The sequence below is a fragment of the Streptomyces adustus genome (assembly GCF_009377175.1).
In the GTDB taxonomy this organism is placed as follows: domain Bacteria; phylum Actinomycetota; class Actinomycetes; order Streptomycetales; family Streptomycetaceae; genus Streptomyces; species Streptomyces adustus.
Window position 1 is genome coordinate 22,057 of the sequence record NZ_VJZD01000032.1, and the last position, 24,282, is coordinate 46,338.

At 73.6% G+C, this 24,282-nt stretch carries 24 protein-coding genes; 10 read left to right on the forward strand and 14 right to left on the reverse strand.

Features of this window, described 5'->3' with window-relative positions; translation table 11 throughout:
- Positions 1–145 precede the first annotated feature (145 nt).
- On the forward strand, positions 146–1,579 hold the full coding sequence (locus tag FNH09_RS10900) for a GNAT family N-acetyltransferase (protein ID WP_152886571.1): 1,434 nt from the start codon (positions 146–148) through the stop codon (positions 1,577–1,579).
- A gap of 153 nt (positions 1,580–1,732) precedes the next feature.
- Here the strand turns inward: FNH09_RS10900 and FNH09_RS10905 are convergent, their stop codons facing one another.
- A complete protein-coding gene (locus tag FNH09_RS10905) occupies positions 1,733–2,947 on the reverse strand; it encodes a trans-sulfuration enzyme family protein (protein ID WP_152886572.1) in 1,215 nt (404 codons plus the stop codon).
- Between the two features lie 60 nt (positions 2,948–3,007).
- On the opposite strand from FNH09_RS10905, the gene FNH09_RS10910 reads away from it, so the two are divergent.
- Both FNH09_RS10910 and FNH09_RS10915 read left to right on the forward strand, forming a co-directional pair.
- Positions 3,008–3,496 (forward strand): Lrp/AsnC family transcriptional regulator, encoded by a 489-nt coding sequence (locus FNH09_RS10910; protein ID WP_152886574.1) that lies wholly within the window; start codon positions 3,008–3,010, stop codon positions 3,494–3,496.
- A gap of 108 nt (positions 3,497–3,604) precedes the next feature.
- The gene (locus FNH09_RS10915; RefSeq protein WP_152886576.1) at positions 3,605–5,296 is read left to right on the forward strand and encodes a DUF885 domain-containing protein; all 1,692 of its coding nucleotides are present in this window, start codon (positions 3,605–3,607) and stop codon (positions 5,294–5,296) included.
- Positions 5,297–5,306: 10 nt separating this feature from the next.
- On the opposite strand, the gene FNH09_RS10920 is transcribed toward FNH09_RS10915, so the two are convergent.
- Both FNH09_RS10920 and FNH09_RS10925 read right to left on the reverse strand, forming a co-directional pair.
- Positions 5,307–6,152 (reverse strand): SDR family oxidoreductase, encoded by an 846-nt coding sequence (locus FNH09_RS10920; protein WP_162468396.1) that lies wholly within the window; start codon positions 6,150–6,152, stop codon positions 5,307–5,309.
- A gap of 237 nt (positions 6,153–6,389) precedes the next feature.
- Complete coding sequence (locus FNH09_RS10925; protein ID WP_152886578.1) at positions 6,390–6,875, reverse strand: rhodanese-like domain-containing protein; 486 nt, start codon at positions 6,873–6,875, stop codon at positions 6,390–6,392.
- Between the two features lie 144 nt (positions 6,876–7,019).
- Between FNH09_RS10925 and FNH09_RS10930 the strand changes: the two genes are divergently transcribed.
- A complete protein-coding gene (locus FNH09_RS10930; protein WP_152886580.1) occupies positions 7,020–7,466 on the forward strand; it encodes an Lrp/AsnC family transcriptional regulator in 447 nt (148 codons plus the stop codon).
- A 26-nt stretch (positions 7,467–7,492) separates the two neighbouring features.
- Here the strand turns inward: FNH09_RS10930 and FNH09_RS10935 are convergent, their stop codons facing one another.
- The 3 genes from FNH09_RS10935 to FNH09_RS10945 all read right to left on the reverse strand — a co-directional run bounded on the left by FNH09_RS10935 (position 7,493) and on the right by FNH09_RS10945 (position 12,555).
- A complete protein-coding gene (locus FNH09_RS10935; RefSeq protein ID WP_162468397.1) occupies positions 7,493–10,495 on the reverse strand; it encodes an AAA family ATPase in 3,003 nt (1,000 codons plus the stop codon).
- Positions 10,492–11,655, reverse strand: a complete 1,164-nt coding sequence (locus FNH09_RS10940; protein WP_152886582.1) for an exonuclease SbcCD subunit D — start codon at positions 11,653–11,655, stop codon at positions 10,492–10,494. The genes FNH09_RS10935 and FNH09_RS10940 overlap by 4 nt, the downstream gene beginning before the upstream one ends.
- A gap of 273 nt (positions 11,656–11,928) precedes the next feature.
- Positions 11,929–12,555, reverse strand: coding sequence for a YigZ family protein (locus FNH09_RS10945; RefSeq protein WP_152886584.1), 627 nt, complete (start codon positions 12,553–12,555; stop codon positions 11,929–11,931).
- 125 nt (positions 12,556–12,680) lie between these two features.
- Between FNH09_RS10945 and FNH09_RS10950 the strand changes: the two genes are divergently transcribed.
- The gene (locus tag FNH09_RS10950) at positions 12,681–14,687 is read left to right on the forward strand and encodes an APC family permease (protein ID WP_202919643.1); all 2,007 of its coding nucleotides are present in this window, start codon (positions 12,681–12,683) and stop codon (positions 14,685–14,687) included.
- A 21-nt stretch (positions 14,688–14,708) separates the two neighbouring features.
- On the opposite strand, the gene FNH09_RS10955 is transcribed toward FNH09_RS10950, so the two are convergent.
- The gene (locus tag FNH09_RS10955; protein ID WP_152886587.1) at positions 14,709–15,254 is read right to left on the reverse strand and encodes a SixA phosphatase family protein; all 546 of its coding nucleotides are present in this window, start codon (positions 15,252–15,254) and stop codon (positions 14,709–14,711) included.
- Positions 15,251–15,979: a hypothetical protein gene (locus FNH09_RS10960; RefSeq protein ID WP_338017532.1), complete on the reverse strand. Its 729-nt coding sequence runs from the start codon at positions 15,977–15,979 to the stop codon at positions 15,251–15,253. Before FNH09_RS10960 ends, FNH09_RS10955 begins: the two co-directional genes overlap by 4 nt.
- A 162-nt stretch (positions 15,980–16,141) precedes the next feature.
- On the opposite strand from FNH09_RS10960, the gene FNH09_RS10965 reads away from it, so the two are divergent.
- Entirely contained in the window at positions 16,142–16,549 is a 408-nt protein-coding gene (locus FNH09_RS10965) for a CoA-binding protein (protein WP_162468398.1), read from the forward strand.
- A gap of 40 nt (positions 16,550–16,589) precedes the next feature.
- Here the strand turns inward: FNH09_RS10965 and FNH09_RS10970 are convergent, their stop codons facing one another.
- The gene (locus tag FNH09_RS10970; protein ID WP_162468399.1) at positions 16,590–16,955 is read right to left on the reverse strand and encodes an ArsR/SmtB family transcription factor; all 366 of its coding nucleotides are present in this window, start codon (positions 16,953–16,955) and stop codon (positions 16,590–16,592) included.
- 76 nt (positions 16,956–17,031) lie between these two features.
- Between FNH09_RS10970 and FNH09_RS10975 the strand changes: the two genes are divergently transcribed.
- Positions 17,032–18,204: a cation diffusion facilitator family transporter gene (locus FNH09_RS10975; protein ID WP_338017533.1), complete on the forward strand. Its 1,173-nt coding sequence runs from the start codon at positions 17,032–17,034 to the stop codon at positions 18,202–18,204.
- A gap of 2 nt (positions 18,205–18,206) precedes the next feature.
- Here FNH09_RS10975 and FNH09_RS10980 read toward each other — a convergent pair whose 3' ends face one another.
- Together FNH09_RS10980 and FNH09_RS10985 are read right to left on the reverse strand one after the other, a co-directional pair.
- A complete protein-coding gene (locus tag FNH09_RS10980; RefSeq protein WP_152886589.1) occupies positions 18,207–18,764 on the reverse strand; it encodes a YbaK/EbsC family protein in 558 nt (185 codons plus the stop codon).
- A gap of 43 nt (positions 18,765–18,807) precedes the next feature.
- On the reverse strand, positions 18,808–19,380 hold the full coding sequence (locus tag FNH09_RS10985) for a cupin domain-containing protein (protein WP_162468400.1): 573 nt from the start codon (positions 19,378–19,380) through the stop codon (positions 18,808–18,810).
- Positions 19,381–19,525: 145 nt separating this feature from the next.
- Here FNH09_RS10985 and FNH09_RS10990 point away from each other — a divergent pair, with 145 nt between their 5' ends.
- Positions 19,526–20,383 (forward strand): EamA family transporter, encoded by an 858-nt coding sequence (locus FNH09_RS10990; RefSeq protein WP_162468401.1) that lies wholly within the window; start codon positions 19,526–19,528, stop codon positions 20,381–20,383.
- A 51-nt stretch (positions 20,384–20,434) separates the two neighbouring features.
- Here the strand turns inward: FNH09_RS10990 and FNH09_RS10995 are convergent, their stop codons facing one another.
- Positions 20,435–21,226 (reverse strand): acyltransferase, encoded by a 792-nt coding sequence (locus FNH09_RS10995; protein WP_152886591.1) that lies wholly within the window; start codon positions 21,224–21,226, stop codon positions 20,435–20,437.
- A 75-nt stretch (positions 21,227–21,301) separates the two neighbouring features.
- Between FNH09_RS10995 and FNH09_RS11000 the strand changes: the two genes are divergently transcribed.
- Positions 21,302–21,832, forward strand: coding sequence for a gamma carbonic anhydrase family protein (locus tag FNH09_RS11000; RefSeq protein ID WP_152886593.1), 531 nt, complete (start codon positions 21,302–21,304; stop codon positions 21,830–21,832).
- Between the two features lie 59 nt (positions 21,833–21,891).
- Here the strand turns inward: FNH09_RS11000 and FNH09_RS11005 are convergent, their stop codons facing one another.
- Positions 21,892–22,542 (reverse strand): VTT domain-containing protein, encoded by a 651-nt coding sequence (locus FNH09_RS11005; RefSeq protein WP_162468402.1) that lies wholly within the window; start codon positions 22,540–22,542, stop codon positions 21,892–21,894.
- 93 nt (positions 22,543–22,635) lie between these two features.
- Complete coding sequence (locus FNH09_RS11010) at positions 22,636–23,073, reverse strand: DUF4442 domain-containing protein (protein ID WP_152886629.1); 438 nt, start codon at positions 23,071–23,073, stop codon at positions 22,636–22,638.
- Positions 23,074–23,207: 134 nt separating this feature from the next.
- On the opposite strand from FNH09_RS11010, the gene FNH09_RS11015 reads away from it, so the two are divergent.
- Positions 23,208–24,242 (forward strand): DUF8017 domain-containing protein, encoded by a 1,035-nt coding sequence (locus FNH09_RS11015; protein ID WP_152886595.1) that lies wholly within the window; start codon positions 23,208–23,210, stop codon positions 24,240–24,242.
- Positions 24,243–24,282 lie beyond the last annotated feature (40 nt).

Below are 24,282 nucleotides of genomic sequence, written 5' to 3' on the forward strand. Positions count from 1 at the left end.
CTGGTTCGATGGGCAGGCGGTCTGGTGGCGCAAGGCAGTAACCAAAAAAGCAGTAAAAGGTACAGATTCTGTCTTTACCACTCAGTCACAAAGCGTTCGTGATCACGCAACACACATCCTTCACAGTGGCTGCATGAATCGAGACATGTCTGATGTGACGCGAGCGAAGCACGGTCGCCCCGTGCACCACTGGCGCAGGGATGTGGTGGAACTCGCCGGCGTCTTCACGGCCGTGGCGGTGGCGGACGCCGTGGCGAACCTGATCGGGCACGGCCCGGACGGCCCGGCCCTGCTGGTGATCTCGGCGGCGGCGCTCGCCGCCACGGCGGGCTTCCACGTCTGGTGGGCACGCCGCCACGGTCACGCACCCCCGGAGACCGATACCGGGACCCGGCCGCGCTCCGCCGAGCAGGCCGGGCCGTTCGACCCGTCCCACGCGACCGTTCCGGCCCAGGGCGCGGCGAGCACCCTGTGGCGCATGCGGACGACGGTCAAGGACGCACCGGGGTCACTCGCGGCGCTGTGCACCGCGCTGGCCGGACTGCGGGTGGACATCCTGAGCCTCCAGACGCATCCGCTGGGCGAGGGGACGGTCGACGAGTTCCTGCTCCGGGCCCCCGGCGAGCTGCCCGCGGCCGAGATCACCCGCGCGGTGGCGCAGGCGGGCGGCACCGCCACCTGGATCGAGCGGGCCGACGCGCACGACCTGGTGGACGCCCCGACCCGGGTGCTCGGACTGGCCACCCGCACCGCACTGGACGCGGCGGAACTCCCCCTCGCGCTGCGCCAGTTGCTGGGCCGGTGCACCATCCGCTCGCTGCCCGCCCGGCCGCTCGGCCAAGAGCGCGGGTCGGAGATCGTGCCCGTCGAGGGAGTGCTGGAGGACACCGTGATGCGGCTGCGGGCACCGGAAGGCGGGGTGATCACCGTGGAGCGGCCGTATCTGCCGTTCACGCCGACCGAGTTCGCGCGGGCGCGGGCCCTGGTGGAACTGGACGCCCGGCTGGGCCCGCGCGTGCCGATCGGCCAGGACGTACTGACGCTGCCCGAGGGCAACGACATCACCGTGCGCCGGGCCGACACCGGAGACCTGAAGGCCGCGAGGGAGATGCACGAGCGGTGCTCGCCGCGCACCCTCTCGATGCGCTACCACGGGCCGGTCAAGGACGCGGACCGCTATCTGAACCACCTGCTCAGCCCACGCTTCGGACGGACCCTCGCGGTGCAGACGGCGTCCGGGCGCATCGTCGGCCTCGGCCACCTGCTGTGGGACGGGGACGAGACGGAGGTCGCGCTGCTCGTCGAGGACGAGTGGCAGCGGCGCGGTATCGGGGCCGAACTCCTCGGCCGTCTGGTCGCGATGGCCGCGGAGGCGCACTGCGAGAGCGTGTACGCCGTGACCCAGGCCTCCAACACCGGCATGGTCGCCGCGATGCGCGGCCTGGGACTGCCCCTCGACTACCAGATCGAGGAGGGCACGCTGGTGATCACGGCCCGGCTGGACACCGCGACGGCCGCGGCACGGCGCCCCTACGAGCAGCACCAGGAGTGGCGCGGCGAGCGGATCGTCCGCGACTGAGCTCGATCCCCGCGCGTCCGGGCGGCCCAGACGCCGCAGAGCCGGCCCGGCGGAGTGCTCCTCCGCCGGGCCGGCTCGCCGCGTTCGGCGGTCCGGTTCGGGCGACGCGGTTCGAGCCGCCCGGTTCGAGCCGCCCGAACCGGACCGCGCGGTTCAGACGGCCGACGGCCGCCGGTCCGCCGCCTCGGTCCGGTCGGCCGTGGCCGTCCCGCCCAGTGCCCCGTCCAGGTCGGCCCACAGGTCCTCGACGTCCTCCAGGCCCACCGAGAGCCGCAGCAGCCGGTCGCCCACGCCGGCCCCCTGCCGGTCCGCCGCGTCCACGATCCGGTGGCTGATGGAGGCGGGGTGCTGGATCAGCGTGTCGACACTGCCGAGGCTCACGGCGGGAGTGATCAGCCGGACGCCGGCGATGACCTCGTGCGGGTCGCCGTGGACCTCGAAGGCGATCATCGCGCCACCGATCCGCGGGTAGTGGACGCGGGCGACGCGCGGGTCGGCGGTGAGACGGCGGGCGAGTTCGGCCGCGTTCTCGGACGCGGCCCGTACCCGCACCGGCAGCGTCGACAGGCCGCGCAGCAGCAGATAGCCGGCCAGCGGGTGCAGCACCCCGCCGGTGGCGAACCGCACCTGGCGCAGCCGCCCGGCGAACTCCTCGTCGCAGGCCACCACGCCGGCCATCACGTCCCCGTGGCCGCCGAGGTACTTGGTGGCGCTGTGCAGCACCAGCCGCGCACCCTGCTCGGCCGGGCGTTGCAGGACGGGGGTGGCGAAGGTGTTGTCGGCGAGCAGCGGCACCGAGCCGCAGGAGTGGGCGACGGCCCGCAGGTCCACCTCGGCGAGGGTCGGGTTCGCCGGGGTCTCGACCATGACCAGGCCCGTGTCGGGGCGCAGGGCGTCGGCGATGCCGGCCGGGTCGGTCCAGGTCACCTCCGAGCCGAGCAGTCCGGCGGTCAGCAGATGATCGCTGCACCCGTACAGCGGACGCACGGCCACCACGTGCCGCAGGCCCATCGAGCCGCGGACCAGTAGCACGGCGCTGAGCGCGGCCATGCCGCTGGCGAACGCGACCGCGCTCTCGGTGCCCTCCAGCCGCGCCAGGGCCGTCTCGAAACGGGCGACCGTGGGATTGCCGAGGCGGGCGTAGACCGGCGGACCGTCCGGCTCGGCGCCGGTCTGCGCGAACGCGTCGATGCGGGCGGCCTCACCCCTGCTGTCGTAGGAGGGGTAGGTGGTGGACAGGTCGATGGGCGGGGCGTGGAGTCCCTGGCGGGCGAGGTCGTCCCGGCCCGCGTGCACGGCCTCGGTGGCCAGTGCTCTCGAAGGAATGCGTACGTCGTCGTACGGCGCGAACGTGCTCGCTGAGTCCATGGACGGAAGGGTGAACACCGGCCGGGTCAATCGATTCGAACACCGTGCTACGTTCGGGTCATGGCCGAATCTGTCGTACTGGATCCGGTGGACCTTCATCTGCTGCGGCTGTTGCAGAACGACGCCCGGACCACGTTCCGTGATCTCGCCGCGCAGGTCGGGGTCGCACCGTCGACGTGTCTGGACCGCGTGACGCGGCTGCGCCGCTCGGGGGTGATCCTCGGCCATCAGCTGCGGGTCGACCCGGCGAAGCTGGGGCGCGGGCTTGAGGCACTGCTGTCGGTGCAGGTCAGGCCGCACCGGCGGGAGCTGGTGGGACCGTTCGTGGAGCGGATACGCGCGCTGCCGGAGGCACGCACGGTCTTCCATCTCACCGGTCCCGACGACTATCTCGTCCATGTCGCGGTCGCGGACATGGCCGACCTCCAGCGCCTGGTGCTGGACGAGTTCACCTCGCAGCGCGAGGTGGCCAGGGTCGAGACCCGGTTGATCTTCCAGCAGTGGGAGTGCGGCCCCCTGCTGCCGCCCGCCCGACCGGGCTCGCCCTAGTCCGTGCTCGTCCTGGGACCGACCGGGTTCGGCCGAACCCGGCCCGCGCCGTACCTTGCCCGGTAAACCGGGCTGACGCGGCACCGGTATCCGTACGAGGATGTCCGCATGTCAGAGACGAAGAGCCCGCTGCCCCGCCAGGTCGCCGACGCCTATGTCGACGACCTGATCGCCCTCGACCCGATCACAGGCACCTATCTCGGCGTTCAGGAGAGTTCGAGCCGCCTGCCCGACACCTCGCCCGCGGGACAGGACGCGCTCGCCGCGCTGGCCCGCACGACGCTCGCCCGGCTCGACGAGGCCGAGCGGCAACCTGGCGCCGACCGTGACATCGAGCGCCGCTGCGGACGACTGCTGCGCGAGCGGCTGACCGCGGAGCTCGCCGTGCACGAGGCCGACGAGCATCTGCGCGCGGTCGGCAACCTGCACACCGCGCCGCATTCGGTGCGCGAGGTCTTCACCATCATGCCGGCCCAGACCGAGGCGGACTGGGCGGCGATCGCCGAACGGCTGCGCGCGGTGCCGACCGCGCTGAGCGGATACCGCGAGTCCCTCGCGGTGGGCCTGGAGCGCAAGCTGTACGCGGCGCCGCGACCGACGGCCACGTTCATCGGCCAGCTCACCGAGTGGTCGGACCCGGACGGCAGCGGCCGCGGCTGGTTCGAGGAGTTCGCGGCGGACGGCCCGCAGGCGCTGCGTGCGGAGCTGGACGAGGCGGCGCGCGGGGCGACGGCGGCCGTCGTGGAGCTGCGGGACTGGATGCGTGATGTGTACGCGCCCACGATCGAGGGCGCGCCGAACACGGTGGGCCGCGAGCGCTACGCCCGCTGGTCGCGCTACTTCAACGGCACGGACCTGGATCTGGACGAGGCGTACGCGTACGGCTGGGCCGAGTACCACCGGCTGCGCGGCGAGATGCAGCAGGAGGCCGAGCGGATCCTGCCGGGTGCCGCGACGCCGTGGGTGGCGCTCGCCCACCTCGACGAGCACGGCAAGCACATCGAGGGTGTGGACGAGGTCCGCGACTGGCTCCAGGGCCTGATGGACCAGGCGATCGACGCCCTGGACGGCACGCACTTCGAACTCGCAGAACGGGTGCGGAAGGTGGAGTCCTGCATCGCGCCTCCGGGCGGGGCGGCGGCTCCGTACTACACCGCGCCGACGGAGGATTTCTCACGTCCGGGCCGTACCTGGCTGCCGACGATGGGCCAGACCCGTTTCCCGGTCTACGACCTCGTCTCCACCTGGTACCACGAGGGCGTCCCCGGCCACCACCTCCAGCTCGCGCAGTGGGCGCACGTCGCGGCGGACCTCTCCCGCTACCAGGCGACGCTCGGCGGGGTGAGCGCCAACGCCGAGGGCTGGGCGCTGTACGCGGAACGCCTGATGGACGAGCTGGGCTTCCTCACCGACGCCGAACAGCGGCTCGGCTATCTCGACGCGCAGATGATGCGGGCCGTGCGCGTCATCGTCGACATCGGCATGCACCTGGAGCTGGAGATCCCGGCGGACTCCCCGTTCCACCCGGGCGAGCGCTGGACCCCGGAGCTGGCCGAGGAGTTCTTCGGCGCGCACAGCAGCCGGCCTGCGGACTTCGTGGAGAGCGAGCTGACCCGCTATCTGACGATCCCCGGCCAGGCGATCGGCTACAAGCTCGGCGAGCGGGCCTGGCTGCTGGGCCGGGAGAAGGCGCGCGAGCGGCACGGCGACGCCTTCGACCTCAAGGCCTGGCACATGGCCGCGCTGTCGCAGGGCTCGCTGGGCCTCGACGACCTGGTGGACGAGCTGTCACGGCTCTGATCCGCGGGGTTCACCTGCGGAATCCGCCCTCCGAATCGATGACCTGACCGGTGACCCACTCCGCCTCGTCCGTGGCCAGCCACGCGATGAGGCGGGCCGGGTCGTCGGGCAGCCCCCACCGGCCGGCCGGGAAGCGGGCGGCGACGGCCGCATGGTCGTCGCCGCTCGCGTAACCGGTGTCCACGGGGCCCGGGTTGACGGTGTTGACGGTGACGCCGTGCTCGGCGAGCGTGGTCGACAGGGAGCGGGTGACGGAGGCCAGCGCGCCCTTCTGGAGGGCGTACGCGATCTCGTCGGGCATCCCGCCCGCGTGGTCCTGGCCGGACGTCATCATCACCACGCGTCCGCCCGCGGCGCGCGGCGGCAGGGCGGCGCGCAGCCGGGCGTACGCCTGGACGAGGAGCAGCACGGAGCGGGCGTCGACCGCCCAGTGGGCGTCGAGCATCGCCGCGTCGACCGTGTCGAGGGTGCCGTCGGATCCGCTGAGGGCGTGGTTGGCCACGAGGATGTCGAGCCGTCCGCCGAGCGCCTCGGCGGCGGTTGCGACCAGCGCGGCGGGCGCGGCCGGGTCGGCCAGATCGCCCGGCCCCGCGACGACCCGGGCCCGCGGGTCGCCGAGTGCGGCGCGTACGGAGGCGGTCACCTCATCGGGCCGGTCGGCGCCCCAGGGCATGGCGGCGTCGTGCGGGACGTGGTGGTGCAGGTAGACGCTCGCCCCGTACGCGGCGAGCCGCCGGGCCACCGCGTGCCCGATGCCGGCCAGGCGGCTGGCCCCGGTGACCAGGGCGGTGCGGCCGCGCAGGGGCAGCGGGTCACGACGCAGGTCCTCGGGCGCGGGGTGCGGGGTTCGGGTCACGGACGACCATGATGGTGGCCCCGCGGGAGCGGCGCACACGAATATCGCACCTCCCCGCGGCCGTCGGCCCACCGGAAAACGTCGTCCCGTCGGGTCACGCGGACGCCACGTCACGTGAACGCCACGTCACGTGAACGCCGGGTCACGCGGACGCCGGGTCACGCGGACGCCGGGTCACGCGGACGCAGGTCCACGCAGTCGCCGGCCCACACAGCCGCCGGTCACGCGGCTACCACGTCAGCAGCCGCAGTCCTGCGCGTCCACCGGTGCCGTCAGCGCGTCCGCGTCGCGGCGCGCGGGGCCCTCCCAGGTCTCGTAGGCGAAGCCCTCCCGCACCCAGTACTCGAAGCCGCCCAGCATCTCCTTGACCTGGTAGCCGAGTTCGGCGAGGGCGAGGGCGGCCCGGGTGGCACCGTTGCAGCCGGGGCCCCAGCAGTACGTCACGACCGGAACCGACCTGTCGAGGAGCCGTGCGGCCTGCTCGGCGATGAGGGCGGTCGGCAGGTGGACCGCGCCGGGGATGTGGCCCTGGTCCCAGGACTCGGTGGAGCGGGAGTCCAGGACGACGAAGCCGGGGTCGCCCTCGGCCGCCAGCGCGGCGGCGACATCGGAGACGTCGGCGTGGAAGACGAGGCTCGCGCGGAAGTAGGCGGCGGCCTCGGCCGGGGCCGCCGGGGCGACACGCAGGACGGGGTTGGTGGCGGTAGCGGCGGTGGCGGTCATGGTGCGGCCTTCCCTCGGGCCGCCGCGTCGGCGGTGCGGCGGATCTCCATGCCCAGAAATCTACGGGCGATGATCGCCGAGCTGAAGCGGCGATCCCCGGCCGTCCACTTGATCGGCCGGGGATTCCCCTGCTATTTCTCGGTCATGACCGCGTATTCCCCGGACGCCACCGACTGGCGGATCCTCGACGCCCTCCAGCGCGAGGGCCGCGCCAGCTTCGCCGAACTCGCCCGTGCCGTCTCGATGTCCGCGAGCGCCGTCACCGAACGGGTGCGCCGCCTGGAGGAGGCGGGGGTCATCCAGGGGTACGCGGCGGTCGTCGATCCCGAGCGGCTCGGCCTGCCGATCCTCGCGTTCGTCCGCCTGCGCTACCCGAACGGCCACTACAAGCCCTTCCACGACCTCGTCGCCGTGACGCCGGAGATCCTGGAGGCGCACCATGTGACGGGCGACGACTGCTTCGTCATCAAGGTCGCGGCCCGCTCGATGCGTCACCTGGAGGAGGTGTCGGGCAAGATCGGCACGCTCGGTTCGGTCACCACCAGCGTCGTCTACTCCTCGCCCCTGCCCCGGCGCCCGCTCGGCCGGTGACCCGGCCGGGTCCCGGGACCCCGGGGTCAGCCGGCGCCCCCCGCGTCCCGCTGCCGCACCGTCGAGCCCGAGCGGCCCTTGACGACCTCCAGTTGCGCGTGGACGCGCCGCCGCAGATCGCCGACATGGCTGACGATGCCGACACTGCGGTCCCGCTCCCGCAGTGAGTCGAGGACGTCGAGGACCTCGTCGAGGGTCTGGTCGTCGAGGCTGCCGAAGCCCTCGTCGATGAAGAGGGTGTCCAGGCGGACCCCGCCGGCCTCGTCGGTGACGACGTCGGCGAGGCCGAGCGCCAGGGAGAGCGAGGCGAAGAACGTCTCGCCGCCCGACAGGGTCGCCGTGTCCCGCTCCCGCCCGGTCCAGGCGTCGACGACGTGCAGCCCGAGCCCGCTGCGGCCGCGGCCGGCCCGGTCGTCGGAGTGGACGAGGGTGTAGCGGCCGGACGACATGCGCTCCAGCCGGGCGCTCGCCGCGGCGGCGACCTGTTCCAGGCGGGCCGCCAGCACATACGACTCCAGGCGCATCCGGCGCTCGTTGTCGGCCGAGGTGCCCGCGGCGAGGCCGGCCAGGCGGGCGACCCGGTCGTACTCCTCGCGCAGCGGGGCCAGGCGCCGTACCCCGGTGGCCGCCCGGGTGGAGAGCCGGTCTAGTTCGGCGCAGCGCCGGGCGGCCGCGTCGCGTGCGGAGGCGGCCTCCCGCAGTCGGCGGCCGGCCAGAGCGGCGGCCCGTTCGGCGGCGTCGCCGTCGGCGGGCGGCTGCTGGGCGGCGGCCGCGGTGTCGGCCTCGGCGAGCACGGAGCGTACCGCGGACTCCTCCGACTGCCAGGCGTCCAGGCGCCGTTGCAGCTCGCGGTGGGCGGTGTCGTCGAGCAGGGCGGCGGCCGCGGCCTGCGGGGTGTCGAACCCGGCGCGGAAGGCGGCGTCGGCCAGGCGCGCGTCGGCGTCCTTGAGTCGGCGCGCGGTGTCCTCGGCGGTGCGGACGGCGTCGGCCGCGTCGGTGAGCAGGCCGACCTGCCGCTCCAGCTGGGCGCTGCGCGCGGCGACGCTGCCCGCCTCGCCGCTGGCCTGCGCCAACTCCGCTTCCAGCGTGGACTTTTCGCGCTCCAGCCGGTCGCGGTGGCCGACCCGGGCGGCGGCCCGGACGGCCGCGTCCTGGCGCAGCGCGCTGCGCCGTTCGCGTTCCTGCTCGGCCTGCCTCAACTCCTCGTTCGCGGGGTGCAGTCCGGAGGCGTCGCGGCGGGCCTCGACGTACTGCCGCTCCAACTCGTCGGCTTGCTCGACCAGTTCCTCGGTCGGGGTGTCGCCGGCCTCGGCGGTGGCGGCGGCCCGCGCCTCGCGTACGGCGGCCAGCCGCCGTTCCTCCTCCGCGTGGCGTTCCTGTGCGCCACGGTAGGCGGCGAGGGCGCGTTCCTCCGCCTCGCGTCCGACGTGTCCGGCGACCTTGCGGGCGGGCGCGGGGTGCGCGGTGGCGCCGCAGACGGCGCAGGGCTCGCCGTCCCGCAGGCCCGCGGCCAGTTCGGCGGCGATGCCGTTGAGCCGCTGTTCCTTGAGGTCCAGCCAGTCGGCACGGGCCCGCGTCGCGTCCTTGTCCGCGTCGAAGGCCCGTAGGCGCGCCGCTTCGACCTCCACGGTGAGCCGGTCGCGGGTCCGGGCGGCCGCCAGGCGTGCCTGCGCGGGCTCGCGTCGCACGGCGAGCTGCTCGGCGAGGCCGGCGGCCGCCTGGGCCGCGGCGATCCGGGCCTGGAGGCCGGTCCGGGCCGTCTCCCAGACGCCCAGCCAGCTCTCGGCCTCGGCGAGGACGTCGTCGTCGGCGCGTTCCTGGCGGTCCAGGCCGGTGCGCTCGGCGGCGAGTTCGCCCAGGCGGTGCTCCGCGCGGCGGGCCGACTCCAGTCGGCCGAGCTCCTCGGCGGCCCGGCGTGCGGCGGCCGCGAGTCCGGCCGCGCCCGCGTCCGCGAAGGTGTCGGGCAGCTGGGCGCGCGCACGCGTCTCGGCGGCCGTCGCCCGGCTGTGCTCGGTGTCGACGGCCTCCCGCAGCTCCAGCGCCGGTGCGACCGCCTCGGCCTTGCGGCCGCGCTCCATGCGGGTCTGCTCCGCCCGGTGCGTGTCGGCCCGCTCCGCCAGGAGCGCGGCCCGCTGCCGCGCCTGGGCGAACCGCTGCTGCAACCGGGCCACTTCGCGTACGTCGGACAGGGCGCGCTCGGCGGCGCGCTGCGCGGTCTCGGCGGCGGTGAGGCGGCAGTGGGCGACGGTCAGTTCCTCGCGGGCGGTGCTGCGGGCGACGGCGGCGGCGCTCAGCACGGCGTCGGCCAACCCCGGCTGTCCGGGGGCCAGTTCGGGCAGCTCCAGGGCGCCGGCCGCCTCCTGCTGCATCCGGTGGGCGTCCGCGAGCAACGCGGCGTCGCCCTCGCGCACCTGGGCCTCGGTGGCCTTCCTGCGGTCGGCCAGCCGCTTCTCGACCTCGGCGAAGCGGCGCGTGTCGAAGAGGCGGCCGAGCAGCTTGCCGCGGGCCTCGGCGTCGGCGCGCAGGAACCGCGCGAAGTCGCCCTGCGGCAGCAGGACGACCTGGCAGAACTGCTCGCGGCTCATGCCGAGCAGCTGGGTGATCTCCTCGCCGATCTCCTGGTGCGAGCGGCTGCGGTCCTTCCAGGCGCCGGCGGCGGCGTCGTACTCGCGCAGCCAGGTCTGCGCCTTGTCGACCGTGGTGCCCGAGCCGCGCAGCTTGGGCCGCTCCCAGGGCGGCTGCCGGGTGATCTCCAACCGGCGTCCGGCCACGGTCAGTTCCAGGCGCACCTCGGTACGGACGGCCGCCGCGGCGTGGTCGCTGCGCAGCGTCAGTCCCTGGGCGCCCTGGCGGGCGCCGGGGACGGCGCCGTAGAGGGCGTAGCAGACCGCGTCGAGGACGGAGGTCTTGCCCGCGCCGGTCGGGCCGTGCAGCAGGAAGAGTCCTGCGGCGGACAGCGCGTCGAAGTCGACCGTCTGCGCCGCGCCGAACGGCCCGAAGGCGGTGACGTCCAGGCGGTGGAGCCTCACCGGGCCACCTCCCGAACGGCGTCGTCGGCGCGCACCGCGTCGAACGCGTCCCGCAGGACGTCCCGTTCCCGTTCGTCGGGCCCTGCGCCGCGCACATGCGCCACGAAGTCCTCCGCGATCTGCTGGTCGCTGCGGTCGGCGAGCCGTGCGGCGTACGACAGGCCGGGGTCGTCCGGGGCTCGCTCGGGGTCGAACACGAGGCTGAGGGTGTGCGGGAAGCGCTCGGTGAGCCGGGCCATGGGGTCGGCCGGGCGGACCGGGTCGGTGAGCGTCGCCTCGACCCACGCCTCCTCGTGCCGGGCGAGCGCGGGGTCGGCGAGGAGCCGCTCCAGCGGGCCGCGGACGCGGGCCAGCGCGCGGGGGACCGGGCAGTCGACGCGTTCGGCGGTGACCGTGCCGTCGGCGTCCAGGTCGACGAGCCACATGCTCTTGCGGTGCTCCGCCTCGGAGAAGGAGTACGCGAGCGGGGAGCCGGAGTAGCGCACGCGCTCGGTGATCGTCTGGCAGCCGTGCAGATGCCCCAGGGCCACGTAGTCCACGCCGTCGAAGACTCCGGCGGGTACGGCGGCCACTCCGCCGACGGTGATGTCCCGCTCGCTGTCGCTGGCCTCTCCCCCGGTGACGAAGGCGTGGGCCAGGACGACGGAACGGGTGCCGCCCGCCCGGCCGGCGAGGTCGGCGCGGACCCGCTCCATGGCGGCGGCGAGCACGGCCTCGTGCCCCGGCTTCGGCACCGCGAACTCGTCCTTGACCAGGGCGGGTTCGAGATACGGCAGGCCGTAGAAGGCGACGTCGCCGTGCGCGTCGGCCAGCACCACCGGTGTGCCGCAGGCCGCGGGCTCGGTGCGCAGATGGATGCCGGCGCGGTCGATCAGCCCGGCGCCGACCCCCAGCCGGCGGGCGGAGTCGTGGTTGCCGGAGATCATCACGGTCGGCACGCCGAGTTCGGCGAGCCGGTGCAGGGCGTCGTCGAACAGCTCGACCGCGCCGAGCGGTGGCACCGCCCGGTCGTAGACGTCTCCCGACACGACCACGGCGTCCACGGCGTGCTCACGCACGGTCGTGACGAGGTGACCGATGAAGTCGGCCTGGGCGTCGAGCATGCCGACCCGGTGGAACGACCGGCCCAGATGCCAGTCGGACGTGTGCAGCAACCTCAAGAAACCGCTCCGCCCCGCACGTCTCCCCCACCTGCGCCTTCCGGACCGGTACTCGCGGGCGCGCGGCGGAAGGCACCGGCGCGCACTCGGGCCGAGCCGGCATGGACCCGCCGGACGGCGTCCACCACGCTAACGCCTTTCGGCAACCGATCCCCCACGGATCCCGGCCCGTCACACCCGCACAACAGTCAATTGTCCGATATATCCACATTGGCGTGACGGATGGCCGCCGCCGAGGTGAGCAACGAGATACGTCCTGCACCAGTCGGAGCGTCAGGCGTCCCCGTACGCCTCGCCGCCCAGTTCGAACCCCGCGGTGCCGGCCGTCACGTCCGCGAGCCATCCCCGGAAGGCCGGCACGTCCGCGTCCGGCAGCCCGATCTCGATGGTGACCGCCTCCCCGTACCGCACGTCCCGCACCTCCCGCCCGGTCGAGCGCAGGTCGTTCTGGACCTTGCCCGCGCGCTGGTGGTCGACGGTCACCGTGGCCACCCGGAAGCGCCGCCGGGTCAGGGTGCCGAGGGTGTCCAGGGCCTCGCCGACGGCGCCGCCGTACGCCCGGATCAGTCCGCCCGCGCCGAGCTTGACGCCGCCGTAGTAGCGGGTGACGACGGCGACGACGTACCGCATGTCGCGGCGCAGCAGCATCTGGAGCATGGGGACCCCGGCCGTGCCGCCCGGCTCGCCGTCGTCGCTGGCCTTCTGGACGGACGCGTCGGCTCCGATGACGTAGGCCCAGCAGTTGTGCGTGGCGTCGGCGTGCTCCTTGCGGACGGCGGCGACGAAGTCCTGCGCCTCCTGCTCGGTGGCCGCCGGGGCGAGCGCGCACAGGAAGCGGGAACGGTTGACCTCGGTCTCGTGCACACCCGGGTGGGCGACGGTGCGGTACTGGTCCTGCATCCGGCCAGCCTAGACGGAGCCCGGGAGGCCGCCCGCACGGCTGCTCGTGCGGCCGCCCGTGCGGTCGCCCGCGTCGCGGGTGCGGGCGACGATGTGGGGAGGTCCGCAAGACGGGAGACACCGGCATGACCGGCACGCACGTGGGGAGCACCGGCAGCGCCGGGGCCGCCCCGTCGGGCGCCACCCCGTCGGGCCGCCCCGCGCGCACCTCCCGCTGGCGGGCCTGGCTGCTGGAGGGCCTGAGCGAGCAGACCGCGCGGCACCCCGGCCCGCACGCGAAGGCGCGGGCCGGGCAGGAGGGCCACCGGTGGTGGCGGGTGATGTGCCTGACCGGTGTCGACTACTTCTCCACGCTCGGCTACCAGCCGGGCATCGCGGCGCTCGCCGCCGGGCTGCTGTCCCCGCTCGCGACCATGGTGCTGATCGCGCTGACCCTGTTCGGCGCGCTGCCGGTCTACCGCCGGGTGGCGCGCGAGAGCCCGCACGGCGAGGGGTCGATCGCCATGCTGGAGCGGCTGCTGTCGTGGTGGTCGGGGAAGATCTTCGTGCTGGTGCTGCTGGGCTTCGCGGCGACCGACTTCATCATCACGATCACCCTGTCGGCGGCGGACGCCGCCGCGCACGTGGTGGAGAACCCGTTCGCGCCGCCGTGGCTGCGGGGCGAGAACCTGTGGATCACCCTCGTCCTTGTGGGTCTGCTGGGCGGGGTCTTCCTGAAGGGCTTCAGGGAGGCGATCGGCATCGCGGTGACACTGGTGGCGACGTATCTGACCCTGAATCTGGTGGTGCTCGCCGCCGCCGCGTGGGCGGTGTTCACCGGCCCGGTGCGCGTCGACGACTGGATCGACGCACTGAGCGCGCAGCACTCCTCGCCCCTGATGATGATCGGCGTGGCGCTGCTGGTCTTCCCGAAGCTGGCGCTCGGCATGTCCGGCTTCGAGACCGGCGTGGCCGTGATGCCACAGGTCAGGGGCGCTCCGACGGACACCTACGAGAACCCGGCGGGCCGTATCCACGGCACCCGCAGGCTGCTCACCACGGCCGCGCTCGTCATGAGCTGCTTCCTGCTGCTGTCCAGCCTCGCCACGACGATCCTCATCCCGCAGTCGGAGTTCAGGAGCGGCGGCGAGGCCAACGGCCGCGCGCTGGCCTATCTCGCCCACCAGCATCTCGGCCAGGTGTTCGGCACGGTGTACGACATCTCCACGATCACGATCCTGTGGTTCGCGGGCGCCTCCGCGCTGGCCGGGCTGCTGAACCTCGTACCGCGCTATCTGCCCCGCTACGGCATGGCACCCGAGTGGACGCGGGCGGTGCGTCCGCTGGTGCTCGTCTTCATGACGGCGGCGGTGCTCATCACCCTGTGGTTCGACGCGAGCGTGGACCGGCAGAGCGGCGCGTACGCGACCGGTGTGCTGGTGCTGATGCTGTCGGCGTCGTTCGCCTCCACGGTCGCCGTGCACCGGCGTGGCCGGCGCCGTGCCGCGCTCGGGTTCGGCGCGATCACCTCCGTGTTCGCGTACACGCTGGTGGCGAACGTCATCGAACGACCGGACGGCATCAAGATCGCGGCGATCTTCATCGTGGCCATCCTGGTGACCTCGTTCGTCTCGCGGGTGCACCGTGCCTTCGAACTGCGCGTCGCCGAGGTCGTCCTCGACGAGCGCGCGCGGCGGATCGTCGACGGGGCGGCCCGGGCGGGCCCGCTGCGGCTGATCGCGAACGAACCGGTGGAGCACACCCGGCGGGAGTACCGGGCCAGGGAGCACGAGCAACGCGGGCACACCCCCATCCCGAAGGGCGGTCCTGTGCTGTTCCTGGAGGTGTTCGTGCGGGACTCCTCGGACTTCAGCGCCGACGTCACCGTGCGCGGCGACGAGCTGCACGGCGTACGGCGGCTGCGGGCGCAGGGCCCGACGGTGCCCAACACCATCGCCGCGGTGCTGCTGGCCCTGCGCGACCGCACCGGCGAGGTGCCGCACGCCTACTTCAGCTGGACGGAGGGCAACCCGGTCAGCCATCTGATCCGGTTCCTGGTCTTCGGCGACGGCGAGGTCGCGCCGGTCACCCGGGAGGTGCTGCGCCGCGCGGAACAGTCCCCGCCGCGCAGACCGTACGTCCATGTGGGCTGAGGCCGGTTCGCCGGAGAAGCCCTAGCTCAGCCGCCGGCCCCTCGGCACCGTCATCGACGTCAGCAGGGCCGAGCCCGGGGCGAGCGCCCGCCAGGTGCTCCCGTACCAGGCGAGGACCGCGATCGCGGAGGTCGGGAACTTCGCCCGGACCTCCTCCAGCGCTCCGTCGAGGCCGTCGTCGGCCAGGGCGAGGACGAGTTCCTCCAGGCCGGGATTGTGGCCGACCAGCAGCAGCGTCTCGATCTCGGGCGGTGTCTCGCGCACCACGTCCAGCAGTTCCGGCGCACCGGCCCCGTACAGCCGCGGGTCGTAGCGCACCGGCGGCGGGGTGCCCCATTCGGCGGCGGCCAGGTCCCAGGTCTGCCGGGCCCGCAGGGCGGTGGAGCACAGGGCGAGGTCGGGCAGGAAGTCGGTCTCGGCGAGGGCCCGGCCCGCGGCCGGGGCGTCCCGGCGGCCGCGCGGCGCGAGCGGCCGCCGGTGGTCGGGCACGCCCTCCGGCCAGGCGGACTTGGCGTGCCGCAGCACGACCAGACGGCGCAGCGGTCCCGCTCCGGCGCGCGCGGTCATACCAGGGTTCCCAGGTCGCGGGTGAGCTCCAGGCCCAGCAGCCGGTCGGCGTAGGCGTACGTCTCGAAGCGGGCGCCCTCCGGCAGGTCCGGCCCGGCCTCCTCCACCCAGCGCAGCACATTCAGCACCTCGGGCACGTCCAGGTCGTCCTCCCAGGCGGTGCGCAGCCGTACCCGCACCTCGTCGGGGACCGGCCGGGAGGGGCGGGTCGCCCAGCCGGCGACCGCGCGGCGCCAGCGCCCGAGGGTGTGCTCGGCGTCCGTCAGGACAGTCGGTTCGAGGTGGAGGGGCGCGCCGCGCGGGTGGCCGAGGAGCGCCAGCCGCAACACGGTCGGGTCGGTGCCCTGCGGGACACCCGCCCCATCGGGGAGGACGGGCGCGACCTCGACCCGGACGCCGTCGGGGACGGTGCCGCCCGTGCCCACCACGTGCAGGACCTGGGCCTCGCCCAGTCCGGTCCCGATCTCCCGCGCGTCCTCGAAGGGCCGGATCCCGAGAGCCGCGGCGCCCGCGCGCAGCTCGGCCGCCTCCCGCGGTGCGGTCAGCAGCGCCCACACCGGCGTGCCGCCGAGTTCGAGGGCGCGCACGAGAAGGTCGGTGACGAGCAGCAGGCGCAGGGCGGTGATGTCGAACCCGGGCACATGCGCCTCGACCCGGGTCAGGCCCCGGCGGACCGGGGCGGCGTCGACGAGTTCGCCAATACGGGCGTCGATGATGCGGAGCACGAGGTGAGCGTAGGCGGGTGGAGGCCGTCGCGCAGACAGGCTGCGCGGAATCAGGACATCGAACCGGTACGGCGGGCGGGTCGGGACCGCCGGAATCCCACCGCGTACCGTGCTGTTGTCCCCGGGAGAGCTCTTTTCCCGTCTGTGTCGAGGAGGCCGCCGGTGTACGGCGACGAGGCAACGATCCGCAAGATACTCACCGGGCTCGGTGACACCTGGGCCGTGGTGGGCCTGTCGTCCAACCGCGACCGCGCCGCGTACGGCGTCGCCGAGGTGCTCCAGCGCTTCGGCAAGCGTGTCGTCCCCGTGCACCCCAAGGCGGAGACCGTGCACGGCGAGCGCGGCTACGCGTCCCTCGCGGACATCCCCTTCGACGTGGACGTGGTCGACGTGTTCGTCAACGGCCACCTCGCCGGGGCGGTCGCCGACGAGGCGGTCGCCAAGGGGGCGCGGGCGGTCTGGTTCCAGCTCGGCGTCGTGGACGAGGAGGCGTACGACCGTACCCGGGCCGCGGGCCTGGAGATGGTGATGGACCGCTGCCCGGCGATCGAGATCCCGAGGCTGGGCTGAGCGCCGCTCCCTCCGGTACGACCGAGGCGTCGGCCGCGGGTCAGTCGTGCACGGGCTGGTCGCGGAGCCGGTGGTCGGCCACGTCGAGCGCCTCGTCCAGCAGTCGGCGCAGATGGCCGTCGCGGAGCGCGTAGACGACCCGGCGGCCCTCCTTGCGGGTGCTCACCAGTCCGGCGAGGCGCAGCCGCGCCAGATGCTGGCTGACGGCGGGCCGCGCCGCGCCGCACGTCTCCGTGAGCGTGGTGACGTCCGCCTCGCCCGCCGCCAGGGCGTGCAGCAGGGTGAGGCGGGTGCGGTCGCCGAGCAGGGCGAGGATCTCGGCGGCGAGGGCGAAATGCTCCTCGCCGGGGGTACGCGGATGCCCGTGATGCTGATGCGCAGGCGACAGGTGCATGTGTGCGCTCATGCGCACATAATGGCGTCGAGGGCGAGTCGCGTCCACTCCCGCGCACCTGCGCCCGGCGCACCGGAAGGGGATCGCCGTGAGCGACCGGCACGACAAGGGACACGAGCAGGACCACGCGCACGGCCACGGTCGTGGTCATGTGCATGACGACGGGCACGGGCCCGGCCCTGCCCGGCGTCAGGACCAGGGGGCGGCCCGTCATGAACACGGGCACTCCCACCACCGAGCACACTCCCCCAGCCACGAGGGGGCCCGCGCCGCAGGCCGGCTGCGGCACCGCCTCGCCCATCTCCTCACCCCGCACTCCCACGAGAGCGCCGACCGGCTCGATCCCGCCCTGGAGGCCTCGGCCCGGGGGCTGCGCGCGCTGTGGGTGTCGCTGGCCGTGCTCGGGGCGACGGCGGCGGTGCAGGCGGTCGTCGTGGTCCTGTCCGGGTCGGTGGCGCTGCTCGGCGACACGGTGCACAACACCGCGGACGCGCTGACCGCCGTACCGCTCGGCATCGCCTTCCTGCTGGGCCGGCGGGCGGCGAATCGCCGCTTCACCTACGGCTACGGCCGCGCGGAGGACCTGGCGGGTCTGGCGATCGTGCTGACGATCGGCGCGTCGGCGGCGTTCGCGGGGTGGACGGCGTTCGAGCGGCTGCTGTCCCCGCGGCCCGTCGAGCACGTCCCGGCGGTCGCCGTGGCCGCCCTGGTCGGTTTCGCGGGCAACGAGTGGGTGGCCCGGTACCGGATCCGGGTCGGCCGCTCGATCGGTTCGGCCGCGCTGGTCGCCGACGGACTGCACGCCCGGACCGACGGGTTCACCTCGCTGGCGGTACTGGCCGGCGCCGGCGGCTCGGCGCTCGGCTGGCAGGCGGCCGACCCGGTGGTCGGCCTGGCGATCACGGCCGCGATCGCGCTGATGCTGCGGGACGCGGCGCGCGAGGTGCTGCGGCGGGTCATGGACGCCGTGGACCCGGCGCTGGTGGACCGGGCCGAGCGGGCGCTGTCGGCGGTCGAGGGGGTGCACGGGGTCGGCGAGCTGCGGCTGCGCTGGATCGGGCACCGGCTGCGCGCCGAGGTGGCCGTGGTGGTGGACGGCGAGGCGACCGTACGGCAGGCGCACGCGATCGCCGTGGACGCCGAGCACGCCCTGCTGCACGCCGTTCCCCGGCTCACCGCGGCCCTGGTGCACGCCGATCCGGCGCCGGTCGCGGGCCAGGCCGACCCCCATCTGGCACTGGCCCACCACGCGCGGGTGTGACCTCAGGCCACGCCCAGACCCTCCAGCACGACGGCACCGGGCAGTTGCGCGAACGCCTTGCCGGGCACCAGCAGTTTGCCGCGCCTGCGGCCGCTGCCGACCAGGACGTACGGCAGATCGACGACGGCGGAGTCCACCAGCACCGGCCAGTCGCCGGGCAGTCCGATCGGGGTGATCCCGCCGTACTCCATGCCGGTCTCCCCCGTCGCCGTGTCCATGGGCGCGAACGAGGCCTTGCGCGCACCGAGTTGCCTTCGCACCACGCCGTTGACGTCGACGCGGGTCGTGGACAGGACCACGCACGCGGCCAGGGTGGTCCCGCTGCCGCGCTTGCCGGCGACGACGACGCAGTTCGCGGACCGCTCCAGCAGGTCCCGGCCGTAGTGCTCGACGAAGACGGCGGTGTCGGCCCACTGCGGGTCGGTCTCGACGTAGAGGATCTCGTCGGCGGGGACGGTGCCGCTCCAGCGGCGTACGGCGTCGGCGACCGGGTCGGTGAGCTCGTCGAGGCAGTCGGGGGCGGGGGTGGCGTGGTCGAAGTCTCCGATGGGTGCGCGCATGGCCGCACGGTAACAGCCGTCCGGCGGCTGCCCCGGGGGCGTCTCAGCGCACGGGCGGGACGGAGACCGCCATCACCATCTCCATCGGGACGTCGCCCCGGTTGCCGTACGTGTGCGGGGTGTCGGCCTCGAAGGACGCGCTCGCGCCGGTCGGGACGACGTGGTCCACGCCGTCGACGGTGAGGGTCAGCTCCCCCGCCAGGACATGGACGAGCTCGACCGTGCCGACGGGGTGCGGGTCGGAGAGGCTGTCGTCCCCGGGCATCAGCCGCCAGTCCCACATCTCCAGCGGGCCCGGGGCCTCGGTGCCCGCGAGCAGCCGGTTGTAGCTGCCCGCGTCCGTGTGCCACAGCCGCACGGCCTGCTCGGCGGGGACGACGCGCACCTTCGGGCCCTGTTCGTAGTCGAGCAGGGTGGTGATGCTGATGCCGAGGGCGTCGCCGATCTTGACGACCGTGCCGATGCTGGGGTTGGTGCGGGCCTGCTCGATCTGGATGAGCATGCCGCGGCTGACGCCGGCCCGCGCGGCGAGCGCGTCCAGGGTGAAGCCGCGCTCGGTGCGCCAGCGCTTGACGTTGCGCGCCAGGGACTGGGTCAGCAGGTCGAGGTCCGACACATTCCGTCCAATATCTGGTGCGACCGGACATCCGTGGATATGCGGAGAGCACTCGGGGTTCAGTATTTTGAATGACAGAGTTCACCACATTGAACTACTGTGTGGTGCACCCGATCGTTCACCGAACTGTACTGCGAGGCACCCCGTGACAGCACTCTTCGCCCTGGCCACCAGCCTGCTGTGGGGCTTGGCCGACTTCGGCGGCGGGGTGCTGACCCGGCGGATCCCGGCGCTGAGCGTCGTCGTGGTCTCCCAGGGGATCGCCGCGGTCGTGCTCGGCGCGATCGTGGTGGCCACCGGAGGGTGGAGCGAGGCCGGACCGCGGCTGTGGTTCGCGTTCGCCGCCGGTCTGGTCGGCCCGGTCGCGCTGCTCTCCTTCTACAAGGCACTCGCCCTGGGCCCGATGGGGGTCGTCTCCCCGCTGGCCACCCTGAGCGTCGCCGTCCCCGTCGGCGTGGGCCTCTTCCTCGGCGAGCGCCCCGGACTGACGCAGGCCGCGGGGATCGCCGTCGCCGTCACGGGTGTCGTGCTCGCGGGCGGCCCGCAGCTCAGGGGCGCCGGCGTGCAGCGCCAAGCCATCCTGCTGACCCTGGTCGCCGCGCTCGGCTTCGGCACGGTCTTCGCGCTGATCGCCGAGGCGTCGACCACGGTCACCGGCCTGTTCCTGGCCCTGTTCGTGCAGCGCCTGACGAACGTGACCGTGGGCGGCGCCGCGCTGTACGCCGCCACGCGCCGCGGCGCCCCGGCCCTTCCGGCGGGCGGCTTCCCCTGGGCCTCGCTCCCGGCGCTCGCCTTCGTCGGCCTCGCCGACGTCGCGGCCAACGGCACGTACTCCGTGGCCGCCCAGCACGGGCCGATCACGGTCGCCGCCGTGCTCGCCTCGCTCTACCCGGTGGTGACGGCGCTGGCCGCGCGCGGTTTTCTCAGCGAACGGCTGCGCGCCGTCCAGGCGGCGGGCGCGGGTCTGGCCCTGGTGGGCACGCTGCTGCTGGCGACCGGCTGAGCCGACGGGCCGGTCCCGGCGGTCGCGTGGCACCCCGCCCCCCGAGGAGGGTCAGGGCTCCAGCCGGGCCAGTTTCGCCACGGTCTCCTCGTCGAGGCCCGCCAGTGCCGCCAACTGGTCGGAGGTGACCCCGTCCGGGACCGGCACCGGCGCGGGGGTGCGCAGCGGCGGCTGCCAGCCCTCGGCCGGCGTCCAGCGCCGTACGACCCGGGCGGGCGCCCCGGCCACCACGGCGTGGTCGGGCACGGTCCCCCGTACGACCGCGCCCGCGGCCACCACGACATTGCGTCCGATCCGGGCACCCGGCAGGATCACCGCCCCCGTGCCTATCCAGCAGCCCGGCCCGATCTCCACCGGCTCCATCCGCGGCCACTGCTTGCCGATGGGCTCGTGCGGATCGTCGTAGGAGTGGTTGGTGGAGGTGACGTAGACGTACGGCCCGAAGTAGCAGTCGCTGCCGATGGTGACCGTCGTGTCGGCGATGACATGGCTGCCGCGGCCGAGCACGACCCCGTCGCCTATGCGCAGGATCGGGTCCGGGCCCAGATCGAGGTCGGGCATCAGGCCCGCGGTGAGGGTGACCTGTTCGCCGACGATGCAGTGGGAGCCGAGATGGATCCACGGCTCGCCGAACACGGTGCCGAGCGGGAAGGCGAGCCGGGTGGCCGGGCCGATCGAGCCGAAGCGGAAACGCCCCGGATGTTCGGCGCTGACGGAGCCCGCGCGCTGCACCTGGGCCCAGCCCGCGTGGACGGCCCGCTGGGCGAGGTCGCGCCACCAGGATGAGAACGTGTTCTTGCGCTTCGGCACCCGCTCACCGTAGTCGGCGGGTGCCGCGCCCATGGCGTCGGCGCCCTGTGATCTTCACCCCACCGGTGGCGTACGGTGCCGGTGTACGACGGACACGAGGAGACGGCGATGACGCACAGGGCGCTGATCACGGGCATCGGCGGCAGGGAACCGAGGGTGGACGCGGCGGCCTTCACGGCGCCCACCTCCACGGTGATCGGCGACGTGACACTGGAGGCCGGGGCGAGCATCTGGTACGGGGCGGTGCTGCGCGGCGACGTGGAGCGGATCTCGGTCGGCGCGAGCAGCAACATCCAGGACAACTGCACCCTGCACGCCGACCCCGGCTTCCCCGTGACGGTGGGCGAGCGGGTCTCCGTCGGGCACAACGCCGTCGTGCACGGGGCGACGGTCGGCGACGACTGTCTGATCGGCATGGGCGCGACGGTGCTGAACGGCGCGGTGATCGGCGCCGGCTCGCTGGTCGCGGCGCAGGCGCTGGTGCCGCAGGGCATGCAGGTGCCACCGGGCTCCCTGGTCGCGGGCGTCCCGGCGAAGGTCCGGCGGGAGCTGACCGAGGAGGAGCGGCAGGGGATCACCCTGAACGGCACGATGTACGCGGAACTCGCCAAGGCCCACCGCGAGGCGCACGAGGGCTGAGCCGCGCAGCCAACCTGCCCTGACAGCACTCAGGTGATCACAGAGGTCGTTGCGGCCGTCTATTCGGCGGCCGGAACAGCCTCACGCTCGTCCGCCGTCTGCCGCGCCGCCGTCTTCTTCGCGCGGCGCTTGATCACCAGCATCGACGTCAGTCCGACGAGCACGGCCGCCGCCAGCCCCAGGTACGAGAACCGCTTGAGCCAGTCCTCGGCGACGAGACCGACGTAGTAGACGACCGCGGTCGTGCCGCCCGCCCAGGCGATCCCGCCGAGCACGTTGGCGACGAGGAACTTCCAGTACGGCATCCGCAGCACGCCCGCGAGCGGGCCGGCGAAGATGCGCAGCAGGGCGACGAAGCGGCCGAAGAACACGGCCCACATGCCCCACTTCTCGAAGGACCGCTCGGCGGTGGCGATGTGCGCCTCGCCGAAGTGCCGGGGGAACTTGTTGCCGAGCCAGGCCAGCAGGGGGCGTCCGCCCTTGCGGCCGATGGCGTAGCCGATGGAGTCGCCGATCACCGCACCGGCGACCGCGCAGGCGCCGAGCACGACGGGGTTGACTCCCCCGTGCTGCGAGGACAGCAGGGCGGCCGACACCAGGACGATCTCCCCCGGCAGCGGGATGCCCAGGCTCTCCACTCCGATGACCAGGGCCACCACGGCGTAGACGGCACCGGCGGGCACCGTGTCGAGCCATTCCTGGACGTGCACCGCGGCTTCCTCCCGTTGTGTCCCGTGTCTCCCGGCGCGCGCCGAAGGCGCGCACGCCGGGAAGCCTACCGGGTCACCCGGACAAGCCGGTGTTCAGCTGTTGGGGCGCAGGGTCCACAGGACCGTCATCTCCGTGGTCACGGCACCGTCCTCGCGCTGGATGGCGACGGAGACGGGGAACTCGGGACGCTTGCCCTCGTCGAGCTCGGCGACGACCTCCGCGATCGGGCGGCCGAGCGTGGCCGTGGCCCGCACCGGGCCGAGCGCGATCTTCTTGAAGGCGATCTCCGCGTTGACCGGCAGCGGCACGGCACGGTCGAGCTGGTCGCCGAAGGCCGCCAGGACGATCGCGCCGCTGGCCGACTCACCGAGGGTGAACATCGCTCCGGCGTGCGGCCCGCCGACGTGGTTGCGGTACTCGCTCTGGTCCGGGAGGGCGAGGACGGCCCGCTCCGGGGTGGTCTCCAGGTACTCCAGGTTCAGGGTCCGAACCATGGGCACCGTGGCGGCGAGCATCTCGCCGATCGACATCTGGTCTGCGCTCATGAACCAGATGTTACCCACGAGTAGTCTTCGCTGGCCAGATCCGTGGCGCCTCCATCGGTACGTGCCTGACAAAGGGCGGTGACCGATTCGTGTCCCGGGCGGCACTAGGGTTGCTCGCCATGTGGCCAGGACAGCAGCCGCCCGGGGGCGAGCAGAACCCGCAGGGACAGAACCCGCAGGGGCAGAACAACCCGTACCAGCAGCCGGGGTACCAGGCGCCGAATCCGTATCAGCAGCCCGGCTATCAGCAGCCCAACCCGTATGAGCAGCAGCCTCAGTGGGGCGCGCCCATACCCGCCGGCGCGCCCCAGCCGCAGCCTGGCGGCGGCGGTGGCGGCAACCGGACCAAGCTGGTCGCGATCCTGGCGGCGACGGCCGTCGTCGTGGCGGCCGGCGTCACCGGGTACCTGGTCCTGGGCAAGGACAAGGACGAGGTCGAGGTCTACGGCAAGGACAAGAAGCCCAGCGCTTCCGCGTCCACGAAGCCGAGCGACCCGAGTGCCACGGCGTCCGGCGCGGACGACAATCCGCGCGGCAACGAGACCGAGAAGCCGACGGTCGCGGGCTGGAAGGTCGTCGTGAACCCCAAGTGGGGCATCGCCTTCGACGTGCCGGCCGACTGGGAGGTCCAGTCCCCCGGTCTGAGCATCGGTTTCGAGGAGGACAACTCGGACGACGGCAAGCCGATCATCATCATGTCCGGAACGGCCGAGTACCAGTCGAAGTGGTGCACGTCCGACGACGACAAGGACGGCCGGACCGAGGACACCCCGCTGGCCGTGGTGGGCACCAAGGGCGGCGGCGGAGCCAAGAGCACCGACGAGGTGGCGGTCAACACCCCGGCGTGGTGGGTGTACGGCGGCTACACCCAGCCGGACAAGAAGTCGATCACGTTCGACAAGAAGGCCACGCCCTACACGACCGCCTCGGGCGTCAAGGGCAGTTACGCCTGGGCACAGTCCGCCCACACGCCCCAGAAGGGCAAGTGCGCCAGCGACGGCAAGGCGATCACGTTCGGGTTCAAGAACTCCGCCGACGACTTCGTCTCCTGGAACCTGTACGGGGCCACGGGCGTCGACAAGGAGGTCCCGAAGGCGACCATCATGAAGATCCTCAGCACGGTCCGGCTGCACGGGGAACCGACCCGCAGCTGACCGGCAAGGCCCGGCGGCGGCCCCGGCGTTCCACGCGTAC

Bases quoted from the DNA above. Each gene is read 5' to 3' on its own strand.
- FNH09_RS11010 (WP_152886629.1), bottom strand. From the start codon at position 23,073: ATGTCGATCGGCGAGATGCTCGCCGCCACGGTGCCCATGGTTCGGACC.
- FNH09_RS10955 (WP_152886587.1), bottom strand. From the start codon at position 15,254: ATGACCGCGCGCGCCGGAGCGGGACCGCTGCGCCGTCTGGTCGTGCTG.
- FNH09_RS10925 (WP_152886578.1), bottom strand. From the start codon at position 6,875: ATGACCGCCACCGCCGCTACCGCCACCAACCCCGTCCTGCGTGTCGCC.
- FNH09_RS10930 (WP_152886580.1), top strand. From the start codon at position 7,020: ATGACCGCGTATTCCCCGGACGCCACCGACTGGCGGATCCTCGACGCC.
- FNH09_RS11000 (WP_152886593.1), top strand. From the start codon at position 21,302: ATGACGCACAGGGCGCTGATCACGGGCATCGGCGGCAGGGAACCGAGG.
- FNH09_RS10950 (WP_202919643.1), top strand. From the start codon at position 12,681: ATGACCGGCACGCACGTGGGGAGCACCGGCAGCGCCGGGGCCGCCCCG.
- FNH09_RS10995 (WP_152886591.1), bottom strand. From the start codon at position 21,226: ATGGGCGCGGCACCCGCCGACTACGGTGAGCGGGTGCCGAAGCGCAAG.
- FNH09_RS10970 (WP_162468399.1), bottom strand. From the start codon at position 16,955: ATGAGCGCACACATGCACCTGTCGCCTGCGCATCAGCATCACGGGCAT.
- FNH09_RS10980 (WP_152886589.1), bottom strand. From the start codon at position 18,764: ATGCGCGCACCCATCGGAGACTTCGACCACGCCACCCCCGCCCCCGAC.
- FNH09_RS10915 (WP_152886576.1), top strand. From the start codon at position 3,605: ATGTCAGAGACGAAGAGCCCGCTGCCCCGCCAGGTCGCCGACGCCTAT.
- FNH09_RS11015 (WP_152886595.1), top strand. From the start codon at position 23,208: ATGTGGCCAGGACAGCAGCCGCCCGGGGGCGAGCAGAACCCGCAGGGA.
- FNH09_RS10900 (WP_152886571.1), top strand. From the start codon at position 146: ATGTCTGATGTGACGCGAGCGAAGCACGGTCGCCCCGTGCACCACTGG.
- FNH09_RS10905 (WP_152886572.1), bottom strand. From the start codon at position 2,947: ATGGACTCAGCGAGCACGTTCGCGCCGTACGACGACGTACGCATTCCT.
- FNH09_RS10945 (WP_152886584.1), bottom strand. From the start codon at position 12,555: ATGCAGGACCAGTACCGCACCGTCGCCCACCCGGGTGTGCACGAGACC.
- FNH09_RS10910 (WP_152886574.1), top strand. From the start codon at position 3,008: ATGGCCGAATCTGTCGTACTGGATCCGGTGGACCTTCATCTGCTGCGG.